Origin of the sequence: Leptospira broomii serovar Hurstbridge str. 5399 (assembly GCF_000243715.2) — a bacterium.
Classification (GTDB): domain Bacteria; phylum Spirochaetota; class Leptospiria; order Leptospirales; family Leptospiraceae; genus Leptospira_B; species Leptospira_B broomii.
Map to the genome: position 1 here is coordinate 1,213,968 of NZ_AHMO02000008.1, position 19,204 is coordinate 1,233,171.

Annotated in this window: 20 protein-coding genes; 13 read left to right on the forward strand and 7 right to left on the reverse strand. The window is 41.6% G+C overall.

Going from position 1 to position 19,204, the window contains the following annotated elements; all coding sequences use genetic code 11:
* The first annotated feature begins 37 nt into the window (after positions 1 to 37).
* Positions 38 to 1,009, forward strand: a complete 972-nt coding sequence (locus LEP1GSC050_RS11270) for a hypothetical protein (RefSeq protein WP_010571317.1) — start codon at positions 38 to 40, stop codon at positions 1,007 to 1,009.
* Here the strand turns inward: LEP1GSC050_RS11270 and purF are convergent.
* A complete protein-coding gene (gene purF / locus LEP1GSC050_RS11275; protein WP_010571318.1) occupies positions 1,006 to 2,472 on the reverse strand; it encodes an amidophosphoribosyltransferase in 1,467 nt (488 codons plus the stop codon). The genes LEP1GSC050_RS11270 and purF overlap by 4 nt on opposite strands.
* A 40-nt stretch (positions 2,473 to 2,512) precedes the next feature.
* On the opposite strand from purF, the gene LEP1GSC050_RS11280 reads away from it, so the two are divergent.
* The 12 genes from LEP1GSC050_RS11280 (at position 2,513) to LEP1GSC050_RS11335 (ending at position 13,762) form a co-directional block, all read left to right on the forward strand.
* Positions 2,513 to 3,682: a ribonuclease D gene (locus LEP1GSC050_RS11280; RefSeq protein WP_010571319.1), complete on the forward strand. Its 1,170-nt coding sequence runs from the start codon at positions 2,513 to 2,515 to the stop codon at positions 3,680 to 3,682.
* Entirely contained in the window at positions 3,678 to 4,316 is a 639-nt protein-coding gene (locus tag LEP1GSC050_RS11285) for an NUDIX hydrolase (protein ID WP_408605404.1), read from the forward strand. The genes LEP1GSC050_RS11280 and LEP1GSC050_RS11285 overlap by 5 nt, the downstream gene beginning before the upstream one ends.
* A gap of 236 nt (positions 4,317 to 4,552) precedes the next feature.
* Complete coding sequence (locus LEP1GSC050_RS11290) at positions 4,553 to 4,732, forward strand: LIMLP_16695 family PerRB-regulated protein (protein ID WP_010571321.1); 180 nt, start codon at positions 4,553 to 4,555, stop codon at positions 4,730 to 4,732.
* A complete protein-coding gene (locus tag LEP1GSC050_RS11295; protein ID WP_010571322.1) occupies positions 4,729 to 5,124 on the forward strand; it encodes a hypothetical protein in 396 nt (131 codons plus the stop codon). Before LEP1GSC050_RS11290 ends, LEP1GSC050_RS11295 begins: the two co-directional genes overlap by 4 nt.
* 49 nt (positions 5,125 to 5,173) lie before the next feature.
* Positions 5,174 to 5,764, forward strand: a complete 591-nt coding sequence (locus tag LEP1GSC050_RS11300) for an RNA polymerase sigma factor (protein WP_010571323.1) — start codon at positions 5,174 to 5,176, stop codon at positions 5,762 to 5,764.
* The gene (locus LEP1GSC050_RS11305; RefSeq protein ID WP_010571324.1) at positions 5,745 to 6,116 is read left to right on the forward strand and encodes a hypothetical protein; all 372 of its coding nucleotides are present in this window, start codon (positions 5,745 to 5,747) and stop codon (positions 6,114 to 6,116) included. The genes LEP1GSC050_RS11300 and LEP1GSC050_RS11305 overlap by 20 nt, the downstream gene beginning before the upstream one ends.
* Entirely contained in the window at positions 6,113 to 6,517 is a 405-nt protein-coding gene (locus LEP1GSC050_RS11310) for a hypothetical protein (protein ID WP_010571325.1), read from the forward strand. The genes LEP1GSC050_RS11305 and LEP1GSC050_RS11310 overlap by 4 nt, the downstream gene beginning before the upstream one ends.
* A 274-nt stretch (positions 6,518 to 6,791) precedes the next feature.
* Complete coding sequence (locus LEP1GSC050_RS11315; protein WP_010571326.1) at positions 6,792 to 7,496, forward strand: response regulator; 705 nt, start codon at positions 6,792 to 6,794, stop codon at positions 7,494 to 7,496.
* Complete coding sequence (locus LEP1GSC050_RS11320; protein ID WP_010571327.1) at positions 7,486 to 8,877, forward strand: HAMP domain-containing sensor histidine kinase; 1,392 nt, start codon at positions 7,486 to 7,488, stop codon at positions 8,875 to 8,877. The genes LEP1GSC050_RS11315 and LEP1GSC050_RS11320 overlap by 11 nt, the downstream gene beginning before the upstream one ends.
* A 98-nt stretch (positions 8,878 to 8,975) precedes the next feature.
* Positions 8,976 to 10,127 (forward strand): bifunctional glutamate N-acetyltransferase/amino-acid acetyltransferase ArgJ, encoded by a 1,152-nt coding sequence (argJ, locus tag LEP1GSC050_RS11325; RefSeq protein WP_020987377.1) that lies wholly within the window; start codon positions 8,976 to 8,978, stop codon positions 10,125 to 10,127.
* Positions 10,128 to 10,154: 27 nt separating this feature from the next.
* Positions 10,155 to 11,405 carry a hypothetical protein gene (locus LEP1GSC050_RS11330; RefSeq protein WP_010571329.1) on the forward strand — a complete coding sequence of 417 codons (1,251 nt, stop codon included), beginning with the start codon at positions 10,155 to 10,157 and terminating at the stop codon, positions 11,403 to 11,405.
* Positions 11,402 to 13,762, forward strand: a complete 2,361-nt coding sequence (locus tag LEP1GSC050_RS11335) for a PP2C family protein-serine/threonine phosphatase (protein WP_010571330.1) — start codon at positions 11,402 to 11,404, stop codon at positions 13,760 to 13,762. Before LEP1GSC050_RS11330 ends, LEP1GSC050_RS11335 begins: the two co-directional genes overlap by 4 nt.
* 483 nt (positions 13,763 to 14,245) lie before the next feature.
* Here LEP1GSC050_RS11335 and LEP1GSC050_RS11345 read toward each other — a convergent pair whose 3' ends face one another.
* The 6 genes from LEP1GSC050_RS11345 to LEP1GSC050_RS11370 all read right to left on the reverse strand — a co-directional run bounded on the left by LEP1GSC050_RS11345 (position 14,246) and on the right by LEP1GSC050_RS11370 (position 19,187).
* Entirely contained in the window at positions 14,246 to 14,935 is a 690-nt protein-coding gene (locus LEP1GSC050_RS11345; protein WP_010571331.1) for a hypothetical protein, read from the reverse strand.
* Positions 14,936 to 14,970: 35 nt separating this feature from the next.
* Positions 14,971 to 16,089, reverse strand: a complete 1,119-nt coding sequence (locus LEP1GSC050_RS11350; RefSeq protein ID WP_010571332.1) for a suppressor of fused domain protein — start codon at positions 16,087 to 16,089, stop codon at positions 14,971 to 14,973.
* Positions 16,086 to 16,340 (reverse strand): hypothetical protein, encoded by a 255-nt coding sequence (locus tag LEP1GSC050_RS11355; RefSeq protein WP_020987161.1) that lies wholly within the window; start codon positions 16,338 to 16,340, stop codon positions 16,086 to 16,088. The genes LEP1GSC050_RS11350 and LEP1GSC050_RS11355 overlap by 4 nt, the downstream gene beginning before the upstream one ends.
* Before the next feature lie 396 nt (positions 16,341 to 16,736).
* Complete coding sequence (locus tag LEP1GSC050_RS11360; protein WP_010571334.1) at positions 16,737 to 16,982, reverse strand: hypothetical protein; 246 nt, start codon at positions 16,980 to 16,982, stop codon at positions 16,737 to 16,739.
* A 64-nt stretch (positions 16,983 to 17,046) separates the two neighbouring features.
* Positions 17,047 to 17,367 (reverse strand): hypothetical protein, encoded by a 321-nt coding sequence (locus LEP1GSC050_RS11365; protein WP_010571335.1) that lies wholly within the window; start codon positions 17,365 to 17,367, stop codon positions 17,047 to 17,049.
* A 278-nt stretch (positions 17,368 to 17,645) separates the two neighbouring features.
* Positions 17,646 to 19,187, reverse strand: a complete 1,542-nt coding sequence (locus LEP1GSC050_RS11370; RefSeq protein WP_010571336.1) for a thiolase C-terminal domain-containing protein — start codon at positions 19,185 to 19,187, stop codon at positions 17,646 to 17,648.
* Positions 19,188 to 19,204 lie beyond the last annotated feature (17 nt).

Consider the following 19,204-nt stretch of genomic DNA (forward strand, 5'->3'; position numbering starts at 1 on the left):
AATCGAAATTCTTCGGATAGTTTAGATTATAATGATCATGAGATCTACAGAAACAAAGGCAAGTGCATGCGAAGTAGGAATTCTCATATCGAAACCTTGCCCCGTTAACTGTCGAACAAATCTTCGAAAGAATATCTCCGGCATTCATTCTGAAGCAGGATGCACGGCTTATGAAAAGCTCGAACAGTTTCTTGAAGGAAAAAATTCCCTTACCGTAGGAGCTTCAGCCTTCCATCAAGCCCCGTCTGAAATACTGGAAAGATTCTCTTCGGAATCGGAAATCGGATTTGAGTTAATAGGATATTTTTTACTGATTTCCTCCCCCGAGCAGGTGCAAGCCACCGTTTTCGAAATGAGCAATCTATTACTTTATAGAATCGTAAAGGAAGAATTTAAATTATTTTTGGATCTACGGAAAGAAAGAAGAGCCGCTAAGGCTATTGTAAACTTCCTAGATTCGAGAATGGTTCAGTATTGGAAAAACTTACCTGTCGATCGCATTTCGGACTTCATCGTTTATTGCGTTCGAGAGAGAAACGATTCTCAATTTGCCGCTCAATTTCTTTATCTTTTGCCCGCAGACTTTTTGTTGAATTTAAAGGAAAAGACAGGATTAACAGATCTTGAAGAAAAACAGCTTTTTGCCGGTTTAGAAGAAGGAATTTACGAATTTCCGATTCACGTTCCTGAAATCTATCCGCTCCTATTGCGGATGTTCGCGGACGATCTGGAGATTTCTCTGATATTATCGACGATGGAGGCTCTGGTTGAACGAAAGAAAGTCTTAATAAACGCAGGGCAATCCGTTCTTAAACTTCTCCAGGATAAGGAAAATAAAAACGCACACCAGGCGGTTTTAGATTACTTGCATTCCTTGGATCAGGACGCTGCCCTAGAAATTCTTTCCATGCTTCTAGAAAACGGGCACCTCAGTCTTTCCGAAAAGGATCTTTTAAGCGCGTATATCAGAGGAGAGGGAGATTTTCGGCGAGGTTTTTCCCGGCGTTAAACTCTTTCTTCCACTTCGTATTCTCTAAATAGACTTTTCTGGTTTCCCATATCGCTTTGAAAATCGACAGGGTATTCTGCCGTAAAGCAAGCATTACAAAATCCGCCACCTTTATGATCTCTAACCGCTTTATGCATCGATTCGACGGAAAGATAGGCGATTGAATCGACTCTCAAATACTTTCGAATTTCCTCTATCGTATGTGTTGCAGCGATTAATTCTTTATGGGTCGGAATATCGATCCCGTAATAGCAGGGGGAGATCGTTGGAGGAGCCGAAACTCTTAAATGTATTTCGGTAGCTCCCGCATTGCGCAGCATTTTGATAATCTTGCGACTCGTCGTGCCTCGCATGATGGAATCATCCACTATCACGACCCTTTTCCCATCCACTACGTTCTTAACCACATTGTATTTGATCTTGGCTCCAAAATCGCGAATTTTCTGGTCAGGTTCGATAAATGTTCTGCCTACGTAATGGGACCGAATTAAGCCGGATTGAAAAGGAATTCCGGAAGCTTCCGCATATCCTAACGCGGCGATATTGGCGGAGTCAGGAACCGGAATTACGACATCGGCTTCTACCGGAAGCTCTTGCGCGAGCTGATTTCCTAATGCTTTCCGAACTTTGTACACCGATTCCCCAAAAATATTGGAATCGGGGCGAGCAAAGTAGATATATTCGAAAATGCATAGAGCGGGCTTTGCTTGTGGAAACGGATAAAAAGATCGAGCTCCGGTTCTATCCACAACAATCATCTCTCCGGGTTCGACGTCCCTCTCGTAAGTAGTATCCGTGATATCGAATGCACAAGTTTCGGATGCAAAAACATACGACCCGTCATCGCGTCTTCCCATAACCAAAGGTCTGAAACCGTTCGGATCCCTTACAGCGATGAGTTGAGTCTTAGTAAGTACGACTAAAGAATAAGCTCCACGAACCTTCTTGAGCGCGGAGGAAAGAGCGGATAGAAGATCGGTTTCGCCGGATCTTGCCATCAAATGTACGATGACTTCCGAATCGATGGTCGTCTGAAAAATCGATCCGTCTTTTTCAAGTTGAGATCTTACTTCCCAAGAATTGACTAGATTTCCGTTATGAGCGAGAGAGATGGGCCCAAGATGAGATTCGACTCGAAGCGGTTGCGCATTTCTAAGAAAACTAGCGCCCGTAGTCGAATAGCGATTATGACCGATTGCGGAATAACCCACAAGTTCTCGGAGCTTACCTTCGGTAAAAATATTCGCGACTAAACCCATTCCTGCATAACGGTATAGATGTTCTCCGTCGGAGGAAACGATTCCGCTGGATTCTTGGCCTCTATGCTGCATAGAGTAAAGACCGAGGTAAGTGAAGTTTGCAGCTTCAGAGGAATTAAAAATCCCGAAAATAGCGCATTCTTCTTTTGGTTTGTCTTCCCGGACTAGGGTCCGTAGATTGGACTTATTGGGAATCGAGCTCATGGTCCCCCTTCCGACGCTAGTCTCCCAGGTCGCGGTTTAGATGCAAATACAATCCGATTATATCGTAGTCGATAATGTCCGAAGTCTTCAATTGGCTTTAATCACTCTAGGCCAGTCGGATTGTATTTCGATAGATACGGAATCCTCAGGCTATTATACTTACTATTCAAAAGTTTGTTTAATTCAAATTTCATCTAAAGGGAAGAACTATATCTTCGATCCAATTAGGCTCGCCGACGTATCAGGGTTAGGGCCTTTGTTCGAAAATCCTGCGATCTTAAAGATATTCCATTCTGCATCCGACGATATCAAGGCACTTAAGCGGGATTTCTCCTTCAAATTTGTAAACATCGCTGATACGATGTTCAGCTCTCGCTTATTAGACTTAGAACAGAACTCTTTGCTCTATTTAGTGGAGCATTATCACAAAGTAAAATTATCGAAAAAAGAACAAAAATCCAACTGGGAAAAACGTCCGTTGGATAAAAGCCAACTTCAATATGCTGCCCTAGACACGGTTTACTTGGAATCGATTTGGGAAAAGATGCGGGAAGAACTCGCAAAACGGAAATTGTTAGAGGAAGCGTTGTCCGAATTTCAAAAACTCGCAGAAGAAGTCCCGGAACCTTTCGAAGGCTTTTCCATTACGCTCGAAAAATTTCCGAATGTTTTGGATTTGAGCTCCGACGAACGTCGAGCTCTATACGATACGATGGTTTTCAGAGACGAAAAAGCAAAGCGAGCCAACAAGGCGCCTTTTCGAGTCTGGAATAACGATAAAGTACTGGAGTTGGTGAAATTCCGTCGAGATTTGAATAAATTAATAGAACTCGTCGGAAAGAAAGACGCGGATCATTTACTTCAAATCTATAATACCCCCAGCGGACCACCGATTCAAAAAAACGACCTATTTAAGAGGGCGACGGAGGATCTCGTCGGCGAGGATGCCGATCGCTTCAAGCGACTAAGACAATGGAGAGAGACGATAATGTCGATTCGACGGATGGGTCACAATTTAATGCCGTCTAATAAGAATATCGCGGAAATCGCAAAGAATAATCCCAAAGGAATTGAAGAGCTTCGAGAATTGGGAATTTTTTCGGAATGGAAAGTTCAAAACTATGGACCTTCCATATTGAATGCACTTCAATCAAAACCTTACGAAACAACATTGACGAATTTAGTGCCGATTAAAAAGAAATTTGATTAAACTCGATCTCGAAGAACTAAAACGAAGCCTGACTCTCAAACTAGAGGGGGAAGAAAATCTTCCGGAGGATATAGCTGCCTCTTCCGTAATTATGCCGATCTTTCAAACCGCAGAAGGGGACGGATTTTTACTGCAAAAAAGAAATCCTAATTTAATCGCCCATCCCGGTCAAATTGCCTTCCCAGGCGGAGTAAAAGACCCGGAAGATAAAAACTTATTAGAGACTGCGCTTCGCGAATGGCGAGAAGAAATGGGAGTTCCTTCGGATCATCTGGAAGTCATCGGAAATTACAAGGGAATGTTCACGAGCACAGGATATCATATCACTCCGTTCCTTTCCCTCTATAAAGGAGATTTCAAGTTCTCTTTTAATCCGGAAGAAGTGGAACAAATCATTCGATTGGAATTAAATAGATTATACCAAGCGCCTTTTTATAGTATTAAAGTAAAACGGAATCCTGCTGGACCGTTACTGGAAGTATACTATTTTGATTTGAAGGAAGGCCTTCTATGGGGCGCAACTGCTCGGATTCTCGTAGATTTTCTGAGGGAACACGCCGACTTTCGGCGAGAACCGATCATACGTAAACCGAACTTGTTGGCGGCTCCGTTTCTAGATCCTCGAAAAGATTGATATTTGATAATAGGAATCGAATCGCTTGGTCTTTTTTTTTTCAATAAAGACCATTTTTTCTTCTAAGCAATTCGTCTCTAAAAAATGTAGTTCGAAGATTGTTTTTGGTATTTAGGCTTAGCCCAAATAGGTCGATATCTAATACGACATAACTAAAACCGGGGAATTCGCAAGATTCTCTAAATGCGAAAGAATATAAAAATCATCATACTATTCTATGATTAGGAGAAATCTCAATGAGCAAATTTAAGTATTTATTTGATTCGACCATTCGTGCTAGTTACCTAAAAGAGAGCTGGAAGGAAGAAGATTGGTACGCTTCTTTAGCGGACCGTCCCGGAATCGAAAAAAAGATTCCATTCTTTCGTAAGGAAGAAATTTCTAATCTTCGTCAGGAACCAGTTCTTAGCAGATGACACCGGAAGAAAAGGAAACGCTTTTTAGAAGCCTGGAGCAAATTCTCCTAACCTTACAAAGCGGCCATCAATCCGGCGGGGAATATAAAATCGTATTGTACTCGATCCCGATCGTCGGGATTATCTTCGGTTGCATTCTACTTTTCTTTTTATTCTTCTGGTGGTATCGCCAAAGAATGGCGATCATCAAAGCCGGGCTCTATAAGAAAGAGCCTTTCGATCTCCGATTATATTCCTTTTTCCTAGGCCTAGTTTTGACCTTCGTCGGAATCGCCCTATCGATTTCATTTATACTCGTATTAGGAAAATCTCTCGCTATGCTTGGCGGCCTCGTTCCGCTGGGAACAGGTCTTGGACTACTATGCTACTATAAATGGTCGCCGAAAGTTTGAAAACTTCGGGTCAACCTATGCCTCCCGCGTAAGGTGAGTGAACTTTTTCATGAAGCAAGAGGAGCCTATTCTTTGCGATCCGGCGGACTGGGCGTGCATTCAAAAAGTCTTGGCCGGTGATTACGACTCGTTTGAAGAACTCGTTTTACGCTATGAATCCCTTGTTTATTCCCAAGCACGTAAAGCCTTCCGGAACGAATCCGAAGCAGAAGACTTTACACAAGACGTCTTTCTAAAGGCATTTGAAGGGCTATCCACTTTTAAAGGTCGGGCCAAATTCTCCACATGGATTTTTTCCATCGCACGTAACGAGATTATACGTCGATACCGTAAGGATCACCCTGAAGTAGAAACTCCTCTTTTCGAAGAGGTTTCGACCGAACTGAGCTCCGAAAAGTCCTCAGCACAGGAATCGCACCTTCTGGAAAAAGAGACAAAGGAAAAAATCAGATCTCTAGTTGATAAACTCCCGGAATTGTACCGTAAACCCATATCGTTGCATTACTTCGAGAATATGTCCTATAAAGACATTTCAGAAAATTTGAACTTGAAAATGAATACTTTAAAGAGTTATATTTTTCGAGGGAAGGAAATACTCCGTGAATGGTTGAAAAAGGAAAATGAAACCGGAAAAGATTAATATTCCTCCAGATCTCAAAGAGAGGCTGGATTTATTCGTAGATCCTCCGACTTTAAACGCTGACCAAGCATCGGTTCCGCCGGAACTTAAAAAAAGAGTGATGTTGCATTTAATACATTTAAAACACATCCGCGTGATTCTGATAACCACTCTCCTCTTGGCTTTTTCGCCGTTAACCGTGCTCCTTTTTATGGACTGGAATTTCTTACTAGAAACGGGAATCCTTCACGGAATCTTGGCGACTAGCGGATTGCTCTTCCTCCTTTTCGCGATCTTAATCGGGATTTATCTTGTCCAAAACAGGAGCCCTTATACCAAGGAATGGAAGAATAAGTTAGGATTCGATGAATGAAAAAGATTCTTACCGTCGTGGCAGCCATAGTCTTAATTTCGCAGTTCCTCCCAATCACCGCAGAAGAACAAAGGAGCCCACTGACTGCGAAAGAATTCCTGTCGAAAGATCTGGATTCCGTTTTTCCGCTAATTCGGGATTTAAAAAAGAAGGAAGCCGACGTTCTTATCTCGCAAATTCGAGAAGAAGCTCGTAAAAATTGGTCTCAGGCAGATCAGTTCTATTTTTTGGTTAATCACCTTTCTACGATCAGTGCAATCGAAGAGGAACAATCCAGACTCAAAGGTTTGATATGGGTTTATATCCTCGGTTTAGCCCTATTCGGAGGATTCGTAGGTTATGTGCTTTATCGCCAAAGAAAGTTAGTTCAGGAACTAAACGAACTTCTAAAAAACCGCTAATTTCGGCTTTCAAAACCCGATTTACCGATTACTATTAATTTCGCGTACCAATCGTCGGAATCCGATTCGAAATCGGTTTCCGAATTGTTTACTGGTTGTCATAAGTGCCATTGTCATACTATTCTTTTTCCGAGGATCGTAACCGTAGCGTAAACTTTTTGTAACCATTTTCAGACATTGTAGAAATATGGAACCGATCCAAGTACAAGGACCCTCTCCCCATGATCAGGGTAAAGTTCCCCAAAAGCGCAGGAAAAAGAGCTTCAGCGAATTTATGAAAAATGCTTCAGGCAGCCCCAGCCAAAAGATCCTCGTAGTAGACGACGAAGAGGATATTGCCGACCTTATCAAATTCCATTTAGAGGAAAACGGTTATCAAGTCGATACTTGTCAAAATGGACTCGAGGTTCTACCTAGAATCGAAAAGAATCTACCCGACTTAGTCGTATTGGATTTGATGCTTCCGGGAATCGGAGGAATGGATCTATGCAAACGCATAAAAGAAAAATACGCTCTTCCTATCATCATGGTGACCGCTAAATCGGGTGAAACCGACGCTGTCTTGGGCTTAGAATTGGGAGCGGACGATTACGTTCGTAAACCTTTCTCTACTCGAGAATTAGTGGCGAGGGTTCGCTCGGTTCTACGCCGCTCCGGAGAAGGAGAAGAAGAACAGGAATTCGAAGGAAATATCAGCGTAGGAAAAATCTTCTTAAACCCTAAGGCGCATAAAGTATTTATCGACGGAGCCGAGATAGATCTAACGTTAATAGAGTATAAAATTCTCTACCTATTCATGACTAATACCGGCGTAGCATTCACAAGAGATAAACTCCTGGATAAAGTTTGGGGAAAGGATATTTACGTAACTGATCGTGCCGTCGACGTAAATATTAAGCGCCTAAGAGATAAACTCGGTGACGAGAAGGAGAGGTTGGAAACTATCCGCGGGATCGGTTACAGATTCAATGAGGCGTAGCTTATTTTCGAAACTTCTCTTAAGTAACTGGCTTCTACTCATTATCCTAATGTCGGTCGCGGGAATCGTCCTCTTCTTGGAGGATATAATTCACCCCGATCTTAAAATTCTTCTATTCTCATTTTACATCCTACTCGCTATGTTCGGAACGTTTTACGTCTCGTACTCGATTGCCCGAAGCGTCACTCAAACGCTCAATCAAATCGAAAAAAAAACAGGCGAAATTAACGCCGGCGATTTCGGTTCGGAGCTAAGCCTACCTGATATTCGGGAATTGGCCGACCTGGCGGTTTCTATCAATCGGATGTCGGGACGCCTCAAGCATCAATTCGTAGATCTTACGATCGAGAAGGAAAAGTTCGATTCGGTTCTTCAGAATTTGAAAGAAGGAGTTTTCTCGGTCGATCTGGAAGGATCGATTCTATTTCAAAATAAAAGTATTCCAAATTCTTTAATCGAACCGAATTCCGCTTCCCGCAAAATCGCCGATGCTATCAAGGATGAACGCCTGCTGGATTTTATCCAACGGAATCTTTCCGGTAAGGGGGAACCTAAAACGGAACTAGATTTAAGTCAGAATTTCTATGCGATTAAGATGTACCCGTTGCGTACGAACGGGAACGTATTAATGTTTATAGTAGTTATCAGAAACATTACCGAGGAGAAACAATCGCATATCATTAGGGAACAATTCGTTCAAAATGCTTCGCACGAATTGAAGACGCCAATCACTTCCATTAAAGGATATACCGAAACACTTTTAGGTCGTCTAAAATTACAAGAAGACAGTCATGAGAAAAAGTTTCTAGATGCGATCTCCAGAAATACCGATAGAATGGTGCGCATCGTCGAAGACATGCTTACAATCACTCGAATCGAGAATCAAACGGCGATTGCGAGAGGGGAAGAGTTTACGCTTAAATCTTTGGTCGATAATCTTTCGTTTACCGTCGACGGAGTCGTTTCCCCGAAGGAACAAAAATTCGTAGTGGAAATGAACGAACCGATAACTGTCTCTGCGGATTGGATTCTTTTGGAGCATATGCTTTTAAATTTAATTTCCAACGCATCTTCCTATTCTCCCGACGGAAAAACGATCACACTCAAAGTAGTTAAATTGGGATCGGACTTAGTAAATTTCCAAGTTAAGGACCAAGGAATCGGAATAAAGGACGAAGATAAAGAACGTATATTCGAACGCTTTTTCCGTGTTGATAAAAATAGATCTCGCAAGGAAGGCGGAACCGGATTAGGTCTCTCAATCGTAAAACATATTGTCCGACTTCATCACGGAACGGTAAAAGTCTTTGATAATCCGGAAGGCGGGACTATCTTTTCTGTGACCATTCCTATCATTTACTCCGACCGAGTAGATTCTTGAGCCTCGAAAACCGAGCCTTTTCTCGTATTCCGCTTTTCTAAAAATCACCCGAAGGGAAGATTGAAATTCTCGCACTAACATTAAAATGAGGATGGATAATGACGCATCCAAAGGGTTTTTTTTCTTTCGGAACCAATATAGGTATTAAGGATAAAACGAAGGACTTCGGCGTAATCTATTCGGAAGTTCCTTGTAAATCAACTGCTGTATTTACCAAGAATAATTTTCCAGGCGCACCCGTAATCGTCGGTCGCGAACATATAAAGTCCGGGACTCTCCAAGCAATAGTTATTAATTCAAAAAATTCCAATGTGGCAACCGGATCCGCAGGTGTTGCAAATTCTCGCGCAATTTGTCGAGAAATCGGGGTCTCGTTGGGTATTCCGGAAACGTTCGTTCTTCCCTCTTCTACCGGAGTCATCGGCGTTCCTTTACCGATGGAATTAATATTAACTGCCTGTGAGAAAGCAAAATCTTTACTAAAACCCGGCAATCTTGAAGAGGTCGCAGAAGCAATAATGACGACGGATACTAGAAGAAAAATATCTTTCCGAACGATCAGAACCGACAAAGGGCAGGCTATCATTTACGGAATGGCCAAGGGCGCAGGAATGATCGAGCCGAATATGGCTACTATGCTTTCTTACATTCTTACCGACGCCCAAATCGACGGAGAACTTTATGAAATTCTAAAAGACTGCGTGGATAAGAGTTTTAATTGTCTTTCTATCGATTCCGACACCTCCACTTCGGATACGGTTGCTCTGCTTTGTAACGGTCTTGCTGGAAAAGCCGATGCCGAAGAATTTAGGGCGGCATTACTCGAAATCTGTATCGATCTGACCAAAGAAATTGCGAAAGACGGCGAAGGCGCTACGAAGTTAGTCGAAGTTCGAGTCGAAAAAGCGAAGACTACCGAACAGGCTCGAAAAATCGGAAAATCGATTTTGAATTCTCCTTTGATTAAAACGGCCATTTACGGCGGAGATCCGAATTGGGGGAGATTGGTCATGGCAATCGGGAAAGTTTTTGACGAACCGATCCCGTTTGACGGTTTAGAGATCTATTTTGGCGGATTAGCGGTGAAAGGAGCCGATCCAGATACCCTCAAAAAATTATCGGAATATCTGAAAAAGAATTCCGAGATCCAGGTAGATGTGGTATTGAATACTGGAAATTGCGGAATGAAATTTTGGGGCTGTGACCTTACTGAAGGTTACGTTAAAGAAAACGCCTACTACACGACGTAACCTAAATCATCCTGTTTCTCCAAAACCGTGAAATCTTTTTTTTCGGATCATAGAATCTCCTCCGCTATAATCACTCTCTCGGTGAGAATTTTCGGCGTACTCGCTGTCCTAAGCATTTACGAGGTCTGTATTAACTTCCTTCCTCGAGAAATAGAATTCGTAAGTGAAATCGGAGTATTGACTAGTTTAATGTTCGGAGTTTTTGCAGTTTTGCCGATTCAGGAAAAAATCGGAGGATTTTTAAAAGCCACATTCGTTTCGGAATATTTGAGTAATGATCCCGGTTCGTCCAGAATGGCTCATCGTCGCTTCGATTCGGAAGGTTTGATAAAGAATGTCTTTCCGGAACTAGTACGACTTACTAACAGTAATTTCGGTAAACTAGCAATTCTTAGAAATGATCTTACCTACTACGACCTTTATACCTATGCACATAAAAAACAGAGAAAAGTAAATACTCTAGACGGAATCAATCCTCACTCTCCTCTTCTGAAATATATCCTGAATAAAAGATCAGGGGCGACAATTGGGGAGCCGGATCAGAACAAAGTTATTAACGAGGATTTCGTAAGCCTTCGCGCCAATTTCATTCTTCCTTTCGTATTTAGGGAAAAATTATTCGGCTTCTTGGCCGTTTCAAATATTCCTAAGGATGATGTGCGGCACGAATTGGGATTTCTTGCCGGAAAATGTGCATTAGCAGTTCACAATCATATACTCTCTTCGCAAATTGCGGAAAATAAAAAGTATAGAAAGGAATTCGAAAACGCGGGTAAGATTCGTAGATTTTTAGAACCCGCCGAACCGCCCTTGGTGGGAAATACGAAGGTCGATTTACTTTCGCGAGAACCCGGAGAATTGTTGGAGTTCTTTCAATCTCCGACAGGCGATTTCTATTTTGTATTCCTTAGATTAAGCGTTACAAACGCGGTTTCAGTACTTGCACTCTGCTATATTCTTGGAACTCTGTACGCCTCTCGTCTAAGAGGTGAGACAAAAGATTTAATTCAGTTGAAAACGTTGATCGAAGAAAATCTTAGGGAAATCTCTTGGATGGAAAAATACGATCTCGCAGTAGGAAAAGTTGGTAAGTCGGATAATAAAATTTTAGTTCGATTTTCGGGAAAACATTTCAAAATGTTTAAGTCGTCCAATCCCGAACGAAATCTCGCCTCGGTCGGTTGGGAAAACGTCCAGATCTCTGAAAAAGATCCTCTCTTTCTAAGCTGGAATGAACGTAAGATCCTTTCTTTTCAAGAGATAGGGATACCTTCTTGAGAAATATTCTTTTAGTTTTCGTTTCCGTAATTCTTTTCAGTGTAATTCTTTTTGCGGGATTATTAAAATCATCTTCCAAGGAATCCAGACTACCTTTCTATTTTTATCCTAATGGAATGATCGCGCTATCGATCGGAGAATATACCGATCTCGTCGGTTTAAAAATCGATCTTTTGGAATACGAAATATCGCGTAAATTAGGGGAAGATAACGCCGAGACGAATCGAACATTTCATTTTTATGGAAAAGATCGAAGTCTTTCGAGGGACGTTTCGTTTATTTTCCGTTCGGCCTTCGACGTCTTACGGGATTTTTCCTGGGATATCGGCCTATCACTACTTTATTTCTCGGTGGCGATATGGTTTTTCTTTTATACAAGGGATTTATTTATTTTTCTCCTTTTCGGGTCCTTTTCTTCCCTATTTCTATTTAACTTTTTCCTCTTGGCTTTTCAGGATTTCGTTTTCCCTTTCTTTTTCTTTCTCTACTTTAGCGGTTTTTTGATTTTGGATGTCTCCTACAGACTTCGAGGCAAAGAAATCCCGTCTCGTTGGTTCGCACCTCAGGTGATCTTCTCCATCGTAGCCTCCTATGTTGGAGCCTCTCAAAAAGCAAATCCGGATCTATTTCAATTTCTTTCCAATGCAGGGATTCACTTTAACGCGGCTGCAGCGGCAATCTGCATTATTCAACTGATCTTTCATACGTTTAGGAACCCTACTCAATTCCAGGCTGTGTTTAAAAAACTTTGTCTTGTGTTGGCGTTCTTCTTCGCAACGATCGTACCTTTTTTCATGACAAAAATCGGATCCGCTCAAATGCCGCTCATGATTCGCCCTTACTTGATCGTTGCATTCATCCTTTTTCCACCGTTAGTCATTTACGGAACCTATACCTATTCATTAGTTCCTGTTCAGATTGCGTTTAGTTCTTCTTTGACTTCGATTTATTCCATTCTGATTCTCACTTTAGGATATCTTTTCGGTCTGGAATTTTTTGTACGTTGGAATCCGGAATTTTTAGGGGCTCATCAAACGGAATGGAATTTGTTCTACGTGATTTTATCCGCTTACTTCCTAGGCTCTCTGAATAATAAACTATACTCGTGGATCGATTATTGGAGTTTTCGAAATAATCCGAAACTTCATACGGCCTTGGAAGAGCTTTCGGTGATGATCGGTGCGCCGATTTCAATGCGTGCAACCATTAATAACCTTATACGTCGCTTAGAGGAAGCTCTCGAGGTATATAAGCTCCAAGTTTTAATTCCGACCGATAAATTCCCTCGAACCGACCTTCGGAATATGAATTTTGTGCGTATCCCTTTCGGTTCCGAGATTTGGAAGTATTTCGAAGATCACACGGAGGTCACAGTGACCTCGCATTTAGCTTACGGCCTAGGAATCCGCGAATCCGTATTCAAGTTTTTGCACCAGATGGAAGTCCAGTTGGCCTATCCGCTCTTCAATTTTGAACGTGGAAAGGAAGTAATTGCGGTCTTCTTGGTGGGAGAAAAGCGGAATCGCAGAAATTTTACGCTTGGAGAGCTGCGTTTTCTTAAAGAATGCACTCGTTTAGCGTCTCTTCTGATTAGAAACTACAGTCTGCTTGTCGATGAAGTCGAAAAAAAACGGATCGTTAGAGATCTGAATATGGCTTCTATCTTGGATAAAACGCTTCATTTACCCGAATTGGAAACGATTCCGGAAACTCACGTCGGTTATTTCTCCATTCCTGCAGTTGGAATCTCGGGTGATTACTTGGATATTCTGCGTATAGATCCTGAACGACAATTATTGTTTCTCGGAGACGTATCAGGTCATGGATTAGGTTCCGGTTATCTAGTTTCCGCAGTAAGAGGAATTATCCGCCGATACTTGGGCGATTCATCTTCATTACCGCAGATTTTTCGCGCGATCAACCTCTTCTTGATCGAAAGATATAGAGGAAGCGAGTTCATGACTTCTATTGCAGGTATCTATAATTCTTCCGATGGTGCTTTTTCATTCGTAAATGCCGGCCATACTCCTCCAATTTGCATACGAAAAGGAGGAAGAGTAGAGTTTCGAAACGAAACTCAAAGAGTTTTAGGTGTTCTTCCAACAGATTATAAGCTTCTTACCATACATTTAAATGCCGGAGATAAGTTAGTACTCTTCACAGATGGAGTAACGGAGACCTTTAACGATAACGAAGAGATCTTCGGAGAAGAAAATCTTCAACGTTTATTGTCTTCTCATCATCATTTAGGTGCGCAAGATCTAGCTGATCTAGTAAGAAAGACTCTTGAAGAGTACAGAAATAATAAAGAACCTAGTGATGATGTTTCGTTTATATGTTTGGAAGTGTCCGATTAAGTATTGTTTTCTTCCAAATCAACTTCTTTAAAAAATTTTTCATAAAATTAATTAAAATACTTTACAATGAAAAGTTAATTGCTTAATTATGTCCCTATCCAAGAGCATTCTTGATCTCTCGCAAATAACGGAGGTCTGAAAAGTTCAAAACAATGGAGGACGTCAATGGTTGCAAAAAAGAAAGCAGTCAAGAAAGCAGCTAAAAAGAAAGTAGCAAAGAAAAAAGCTGCTAAGAAGAAAGTTGCGAAAAAGAAATAACCAACTTTAATAACATCTCCTTTTATACATTTTATAGAAGGAATGGAGCTTAAAACCCGCTTCCAGTAAGCGGGTTTTTTCTTTTTAGGGCCACTCCGTTGAATATTTTCTGTTAAAAGACAGAAACAAACCTTTCAGTGTTGTATTTTTACAACATCGACATCGATTCATGCACGATCATCGAATATTTTTGTCCGTTGTTCTAGTAAGAAGCCCTGACTTTGATCATAACTTAAGGTGTCGAGTTACGTCTTTCATCTCTTCGCGTAAATCAGGGAGTGCATTCCCGTAATTCTTTATCGAAATGGCCTCGCCTTCGGATGAAATTTCATACAATCGATACTCGTTTTCTGTATTGGACGACTTTTCTAACTTGAAAAACTTGATCGCGCGCTTAGTAAAACGGTTATAAGCGGTGAACTTATGATAGTAGAACCCGTCTTTTTTGGGGTTTATCGGATATGGAATATAATATTCTGACCCTAAAACTAGAATATTTGGCGTTACAACGGCCATTCTAGTCCAAGTAGCAAGATTTAAAGGATAGTTCTCCTCAACGAAAGATCGTTTATAATTTTTTTCCCATAGTTGAAGGATCTTTTTTCTAGTTTCATCGGCTTGTTTAGGCCTACCCAGTCCGTTCAAACAGATTTCGAGGAGAGATAAGAGGTGTAAAGAATCGGATTTCCCGCTTTGTAATTCCTTTTGAACTAGTTTTTTAGCGGAAATATAGTCTTCAGAGTAGATATTTTCCCAAATTTTATCGACGCTTGCCGTATTCTTTACCGAATCTTCCGGTAAAAGATCCCAGGGACTATCTACCAGCAGCAAAGTGAGAAGAAGCGCCAAAGATAGGCTTAAACTTCTCCATCTAGATGCTTCTCCGATCTTCCTTTCCGAAATAAAAACGTTCATAGATAGTACCTTTCGCCTTTGAGAACTCTCCGGTTTTAAATGACCGAAGTTCTCTCCGGGTCATGGATCCAGACAGGATTATCTTTTTCCCAAAGCGAAAGAAATTCGTTCGCACCGCGATCTTGAATCACTTCTTTTTCTTCTTCGGATACAGGTAATAACGATAGGAACCGAATCGGTCTGCCGTTTTCGGCGAGTAAACCTGAGAGTGATGGATGTCCTTTTCGGGTATCCAATTCCTTTAATAAAAGTGAAGTAAACGTAAGATGAAGAGCTTCCGGATCTCTACGACTCATTGAGATTGTGTGACCGTGCCCGAACCATTTCCCCATGCTCCAAGGAAATCGGATAATCTCTCCTATTTGATGCGGTACCCAACTTTCCGACCGATCTTCGTCCGAAATTTTCGCGGCAAATAAGAGTTCGACTCTCGAATAATCTTCATAATCTTTTCGATAAAGTTCTACGCCGGGCATATTCTGTGCACTCATGCCGATCGTCGAATAAATATAGACATCGGGAAGTAAATCCCACCGGAATCTGGATATACCGAGTTGAGGAAACTTTCCTCCGTCAGCGGACCAATATTTCTCATGTTTTCCGAAAACATTTTCTAAAAATCCAAGACGAAGCTCTTGGATTCGCTTCCAACTTCCATCAAAAGCCCGTGATTCCCAATGATTACGATCTCGTCGAATCCGATCCGGGATAATTCCAAACTCCGCATTTCCTAACGGGTATGCCGTAATCGCATCGACTTTCGCATAAATTGAATACCCGTGAAAGTCCTTTACCCCTGACCAAGGCGGAAGATAAGCGATGAGCGCTTCCTTATAAAAAAAAGAGACTCCGGTCCCTTCTTCAGTCCAAATAAAGTGAATATCCTCTTGGTTAAATGCTGGAAGAGGAGACGGATCCGTTACCTCCGTCTCGATAAGTAAGGGGGCTAGGCCTGAATGGAGGTCCTCCTCGCTACGATGTTTCGGAGCCTGTACACGGTTGCATACCCAAACCGATTTCATTGAAAATTCCGGATTCTCTTCCGCCTGCAAGTAAAGATAAACGGTTTGTCCGTCGTCTTCCAAATAAGCTGTAAAGGAGCCGTATGGATTCGCTTCCTGGTATACAATTTTAGGTTCTAAAACTTCCTTCATCTGATTGGGATCTCTACAATTCGTTTATTAAATCGATCGAGGATAGATTGGATTTTTGTCTCCATTCCTTTCTCGAATAGAATGTCCGGAAAGTATGCGCTGGCATTGATTAGCCCGGTTAATTCGACCTGATTCCAGGTATGGTAAGTTTTGAGAGTATCCCAAACAGTAAAAGGAACCGGAGCATTATCCTTCTTACATTTAATAAATGTTTCAACTGCCTTGATAGGGGTTAAGATTTGATTCTTCACGGTAGGCAACCTCGGGTATAAGGACCATTCTTCCTAAAAGAAGAGAAGATTCAAGCCGGTTACTTCGTGTAATTGGGTGGAAAAAAGGAGTAAGCCGGGGCATCCATTCGCCCGGCCCTTCTACCGAAGATTATCGGTGAAAGAAGTTGCTGAGTGGCTCTACGAATACTCTTTCGCGATTTTTCCTTTCCTTGTATTGTTCAAAAAGGATCAGCGAGAGAGCTGCCGTTAAAAAAATCGTTTCCATGTACAATTTCGACGGCAAGTGTCATCGGAATCTTACGTAGAACAATTTAGTTTTTGGAAAAAAATTTCATAGAATTTTGATTCTACGAATAAAGAATTCACTGATACGGAATCCGGAAAATAACCCGTTTGGATTATGATCTACAATGACTACGAAAGCGCTTCTTTTGCGGCTTCCTTAATCGCTTTTAATAAACGACTTTTCATACGATCGGGAATTCGAGAAGAGACTTCCAGAGTATGCACGAAAACTTCTGCAGCGAGGTCCACCATTTCCGTCATTTTAACGTCGTTTTCACGGGGAATAGAGAAGGAAGCTTTCTTTGTGCCTTTACTTGGGCTTTTCTTTTTTACGGCTTTCTTAGCTGCCTTCTTTTTGGGTTTCTTTAGGGTCATAACAATATCTAGTAGGTGGCGGGTTCGTATCTTAGTTTCTCCCTATTCCCCTTCCAGCAGGATTTTATTCTCGATCTAAAAAAATTCCCAGCACTCTATAGCTCTCGATACTCTCGGTTGGTAATTCCGCATTCCGAGTTCCTTTGCTATCGATGTCGGTCATTCGAATCCGAACATCTTCCCCTTTTTTCCAAACTCCGTCTGATTCGGAAACATAAAAGAATCTAGAGTATTTCCGTAAGTCCAGGCAATCTTCCACCTTTTCCCAATGTGCAGAAACGGAAGGAGATGGCTCCAATTGCTTGGTATTAGGTACAAGAATTCTTTCCTTTCCCAGAAAGGTTCTAATCTCGCCTGTGCGTATATTTTCCGCGGTAATGAACAAGGAACTCGTCTCCCATTGCAGGTTGAAATTTTTTGGAAACGGTTCTCGCTTGGATTTTTAAAATTATGTTCCAGATTGAATCCGGATCAGTACTGCTTAGACTCATCTCTCTGAAAATAGTTTTTATGCTATATTAGAGTTTCATTCAAATTCGAATTTTCTCATTGCTAGAGCAAGAATAGGACTGAATTCTTTTTCTTTAAATTTCGGATATTTTGAAATTTTTCTGAATATTCTGTTTTTTTAATTACTTGATTTTTGCAAGACGAACGATCGATTTAAGAAAGAATCGCCTTCCATCTTCGTCCTTCCCGAGCAATCGTCACTTTGGTTTTATCGTATTCCAATTGATCGCCCGTCTTTACTAAGTTTCCACCTTTTTCATGTAAGTTAGCAAGAATAAATCTATCGATTCCTAGTTTCACTAGCACAAGTGAATACGGAGGTTTCCATGGAAAACCGGGGTTCATATTTACGGTCGTGGAAGACCATACGACTCCGACTTCTCCCTCGTCAGCACCAAGCTTGTTCAGAGTAAGAGGTTTCAGATTCGGCTTTCTTTGAATGCGCTTTTTCCCCGGACGATCCGAAGAAAATAAAGCCACTGAGTTAATGCTATCGATTCCACCGTTTCCACCGAGAAGGGAAAGTTTTGGGTAAAGAGGATTCTGTTTACCGAGCAGCTTAGGCTGCGCGTAAAGTCCGTATTGGCTTGCGATATCCACTAGTCCTGCCGCTGCAGAAATCGACATTGCGGCTTGGTAATTTAAAATCCCACCTAATAAATTAACCGGGATAGTCTTTCCATTTTTAAAAGAAATTTTTCCTGCCTTTAAAGATTGGGTTACTTTCTTCTTCGAAAGTTGAAAATATTCCGCGGATTGCAGGATTATCATTCCGGTAAAGCAATCGTAGATCCAGGCGTAGTCAAGTTCGTCACGTTCGTAGCCCGATTGGGCGAATAATTTTTCTCCCGAATTAGTTGCAGGCGTCTTGAAGCCCCCCTTCAAAATAAAGTATTCGCTATGAGCGGTATGCGTCGCACCTGCAAGATAAACCGGTGAAAGATCTTTCTTAATCCAACCTTTCGCTTTCCATTCATCAACTTTCTTTTCGCTCATTAGCAAAGTTGCAAACCCATGATCGGTCACAATCGCTATCATAGGAGAAGGATAAGGGTCTGCGATAGCTCGAGAAATTTGCTTTTCAGTAATTTCCCGCTGATAATGATAAGAGCGCGGATTCGTAATCGCATTCGTTCTAAACTTCTTCGTAATTTCCTCTAAATCGCCTTGAGTTATCCCTTCTTCGAACATCATCCGCTTCATCAAAAGCCCGTACATGGAAATCAAAGTGGCTCCGTTATCCAATTCAAATTCCGGATGACATACGGTTTCATTAACCCTTTTCAAATCGGAAACCAACTTAAAAGCAGATTTAGGAATATCCGCCGCCGCGATAAGTATGACCGATTCTGGATCGGAAAGAAGTATGGATCGCGCCTGCCCGATCGCACCTGTGACACTAGCGCCTCCTAGATCTACCAAATGTGCGCGCATTCCCGTAAAACCTAATTCGTTAGCGATGCGAACGCTATGCCCGTATCCTTGCTTTCCCAGTGAAGCAGGCTCAATGCTTACGAAGTCGGTAATCTCCCGAGCTAGTGTCCCTTGTTTCAATTCTAAAAAACGGAGCAAATCCGTTATAGATTTCTTATAGTGATGAAAGACTTTCTTATCATTGCTCCAATCTTCATATTCCGATTCGGAAAAATCATCGATCGTGCTATCTGCAACGCCTAAAAGTACAGGATAATTCACTTAGTTCTCCTAATTTA

Bases quoted from the DNA above. Each gene is read 5' to 3' on its own strand.
- LEP1GSC050_RS11295 (WP_010571322.1), top strand. From the start codon at position 4,729: ATGACACCGGAAGAAAAGGAAACGCTTTTTAGAAGCCTGGAGCAAATT.
- LEP1GSC050_RS11300 (WP_010571323.1), top strand. From the start codon at position 5,174: ATGAAGCAAGAGGAGCCTATTCTTTGCGATCCGGCGGACTGGGCGTGC.
- LEP1GSC050_RS11310 (WP_010571325.1), top strand. From the start codon at position 6,113: ATGAAAAAGATTCTTACCGTCGTGGCAGCCATAGTCTTAATTTCGCAG.
- LEP1GSC050_RS11280 (WP_010571319.1), top strand. From the start codon at position 2,513: ATGCAAATACAATCCGATTATATCGTAGTCGATAATGTCCGAAGTCTT.
- LEP1GSC050_RS11320 (WP_010571327.1), top strand. From the start codon at position 7,486: ATGAGGCGTAGCTTATTTTCGAAACTTCTCTTAAGTAACTGGCTTCTA.
- LEP1GSC050_RS11350 (WP_010571332.1), bottom strand. From the start codon at position 16,089: ATGAAGGAAGTTTTAGAACCTAAAATTGTATACCAGGAAGCGAATCCA.
- LEP1GSC050_RS11315 (WP_010571326.1), top strand. From the start codon at position 6,792: ATGAAAAATGCTTCAGGCAGCCCCAGCCAAAAGATCCTCGTAGTAGAC.
- purF (WP_010571318.1), bottom strand. From the start codon at position 2,472: ATGAGCTCGATTCCCAATAAGTCCAATCTACGGACCCTAGTCCGGGAA.
- LEP1GSC050_RS11305 (WP_010571324.1), top strand. From the start codon at position 5,745: ATGAAACCGGAAAAGATTAATATTCCTCCAGATCTCAAAGAGAGGCTG.
- LEP1GSC050_RS11360 (WP_010571334.1), bottom strand. From the start codon at position 16,982: ATGACCCTAAAGAAACCCAAAAAGAAGGCAGCTAAGAAAGCCGTAAAA.
- LEP1GSC050_RS11290 (WP_010571321.1), top strand. From the start codon at position 4,553: ATGAGCAAATTTAAGTATTTATTTGATTCGACCATTCGTGCTAGTTAC.
- argJ (WP_020987377.1), top strand. From the start codon at position 8,976: ATGACGCATCCAAAGGGTTTTTTTTCTTTCGGAACCAATATAGGTATT.
- LEP1GSC050_RS11345 (WP_010571331.1), bottom strand. From the start codon at position 14,935: ATGAACGTTTTTATTTCGGAAAGGAAGATCGGAGAAGCATCTAGATGG.
- LEP1GSC050_RS11270 (WP_010571317.1), top strand. From the start codon at position 38: ATGAGATCTACAGAAACAAAGGCAAGTGCATGCGAAGTAGGAATTCTC.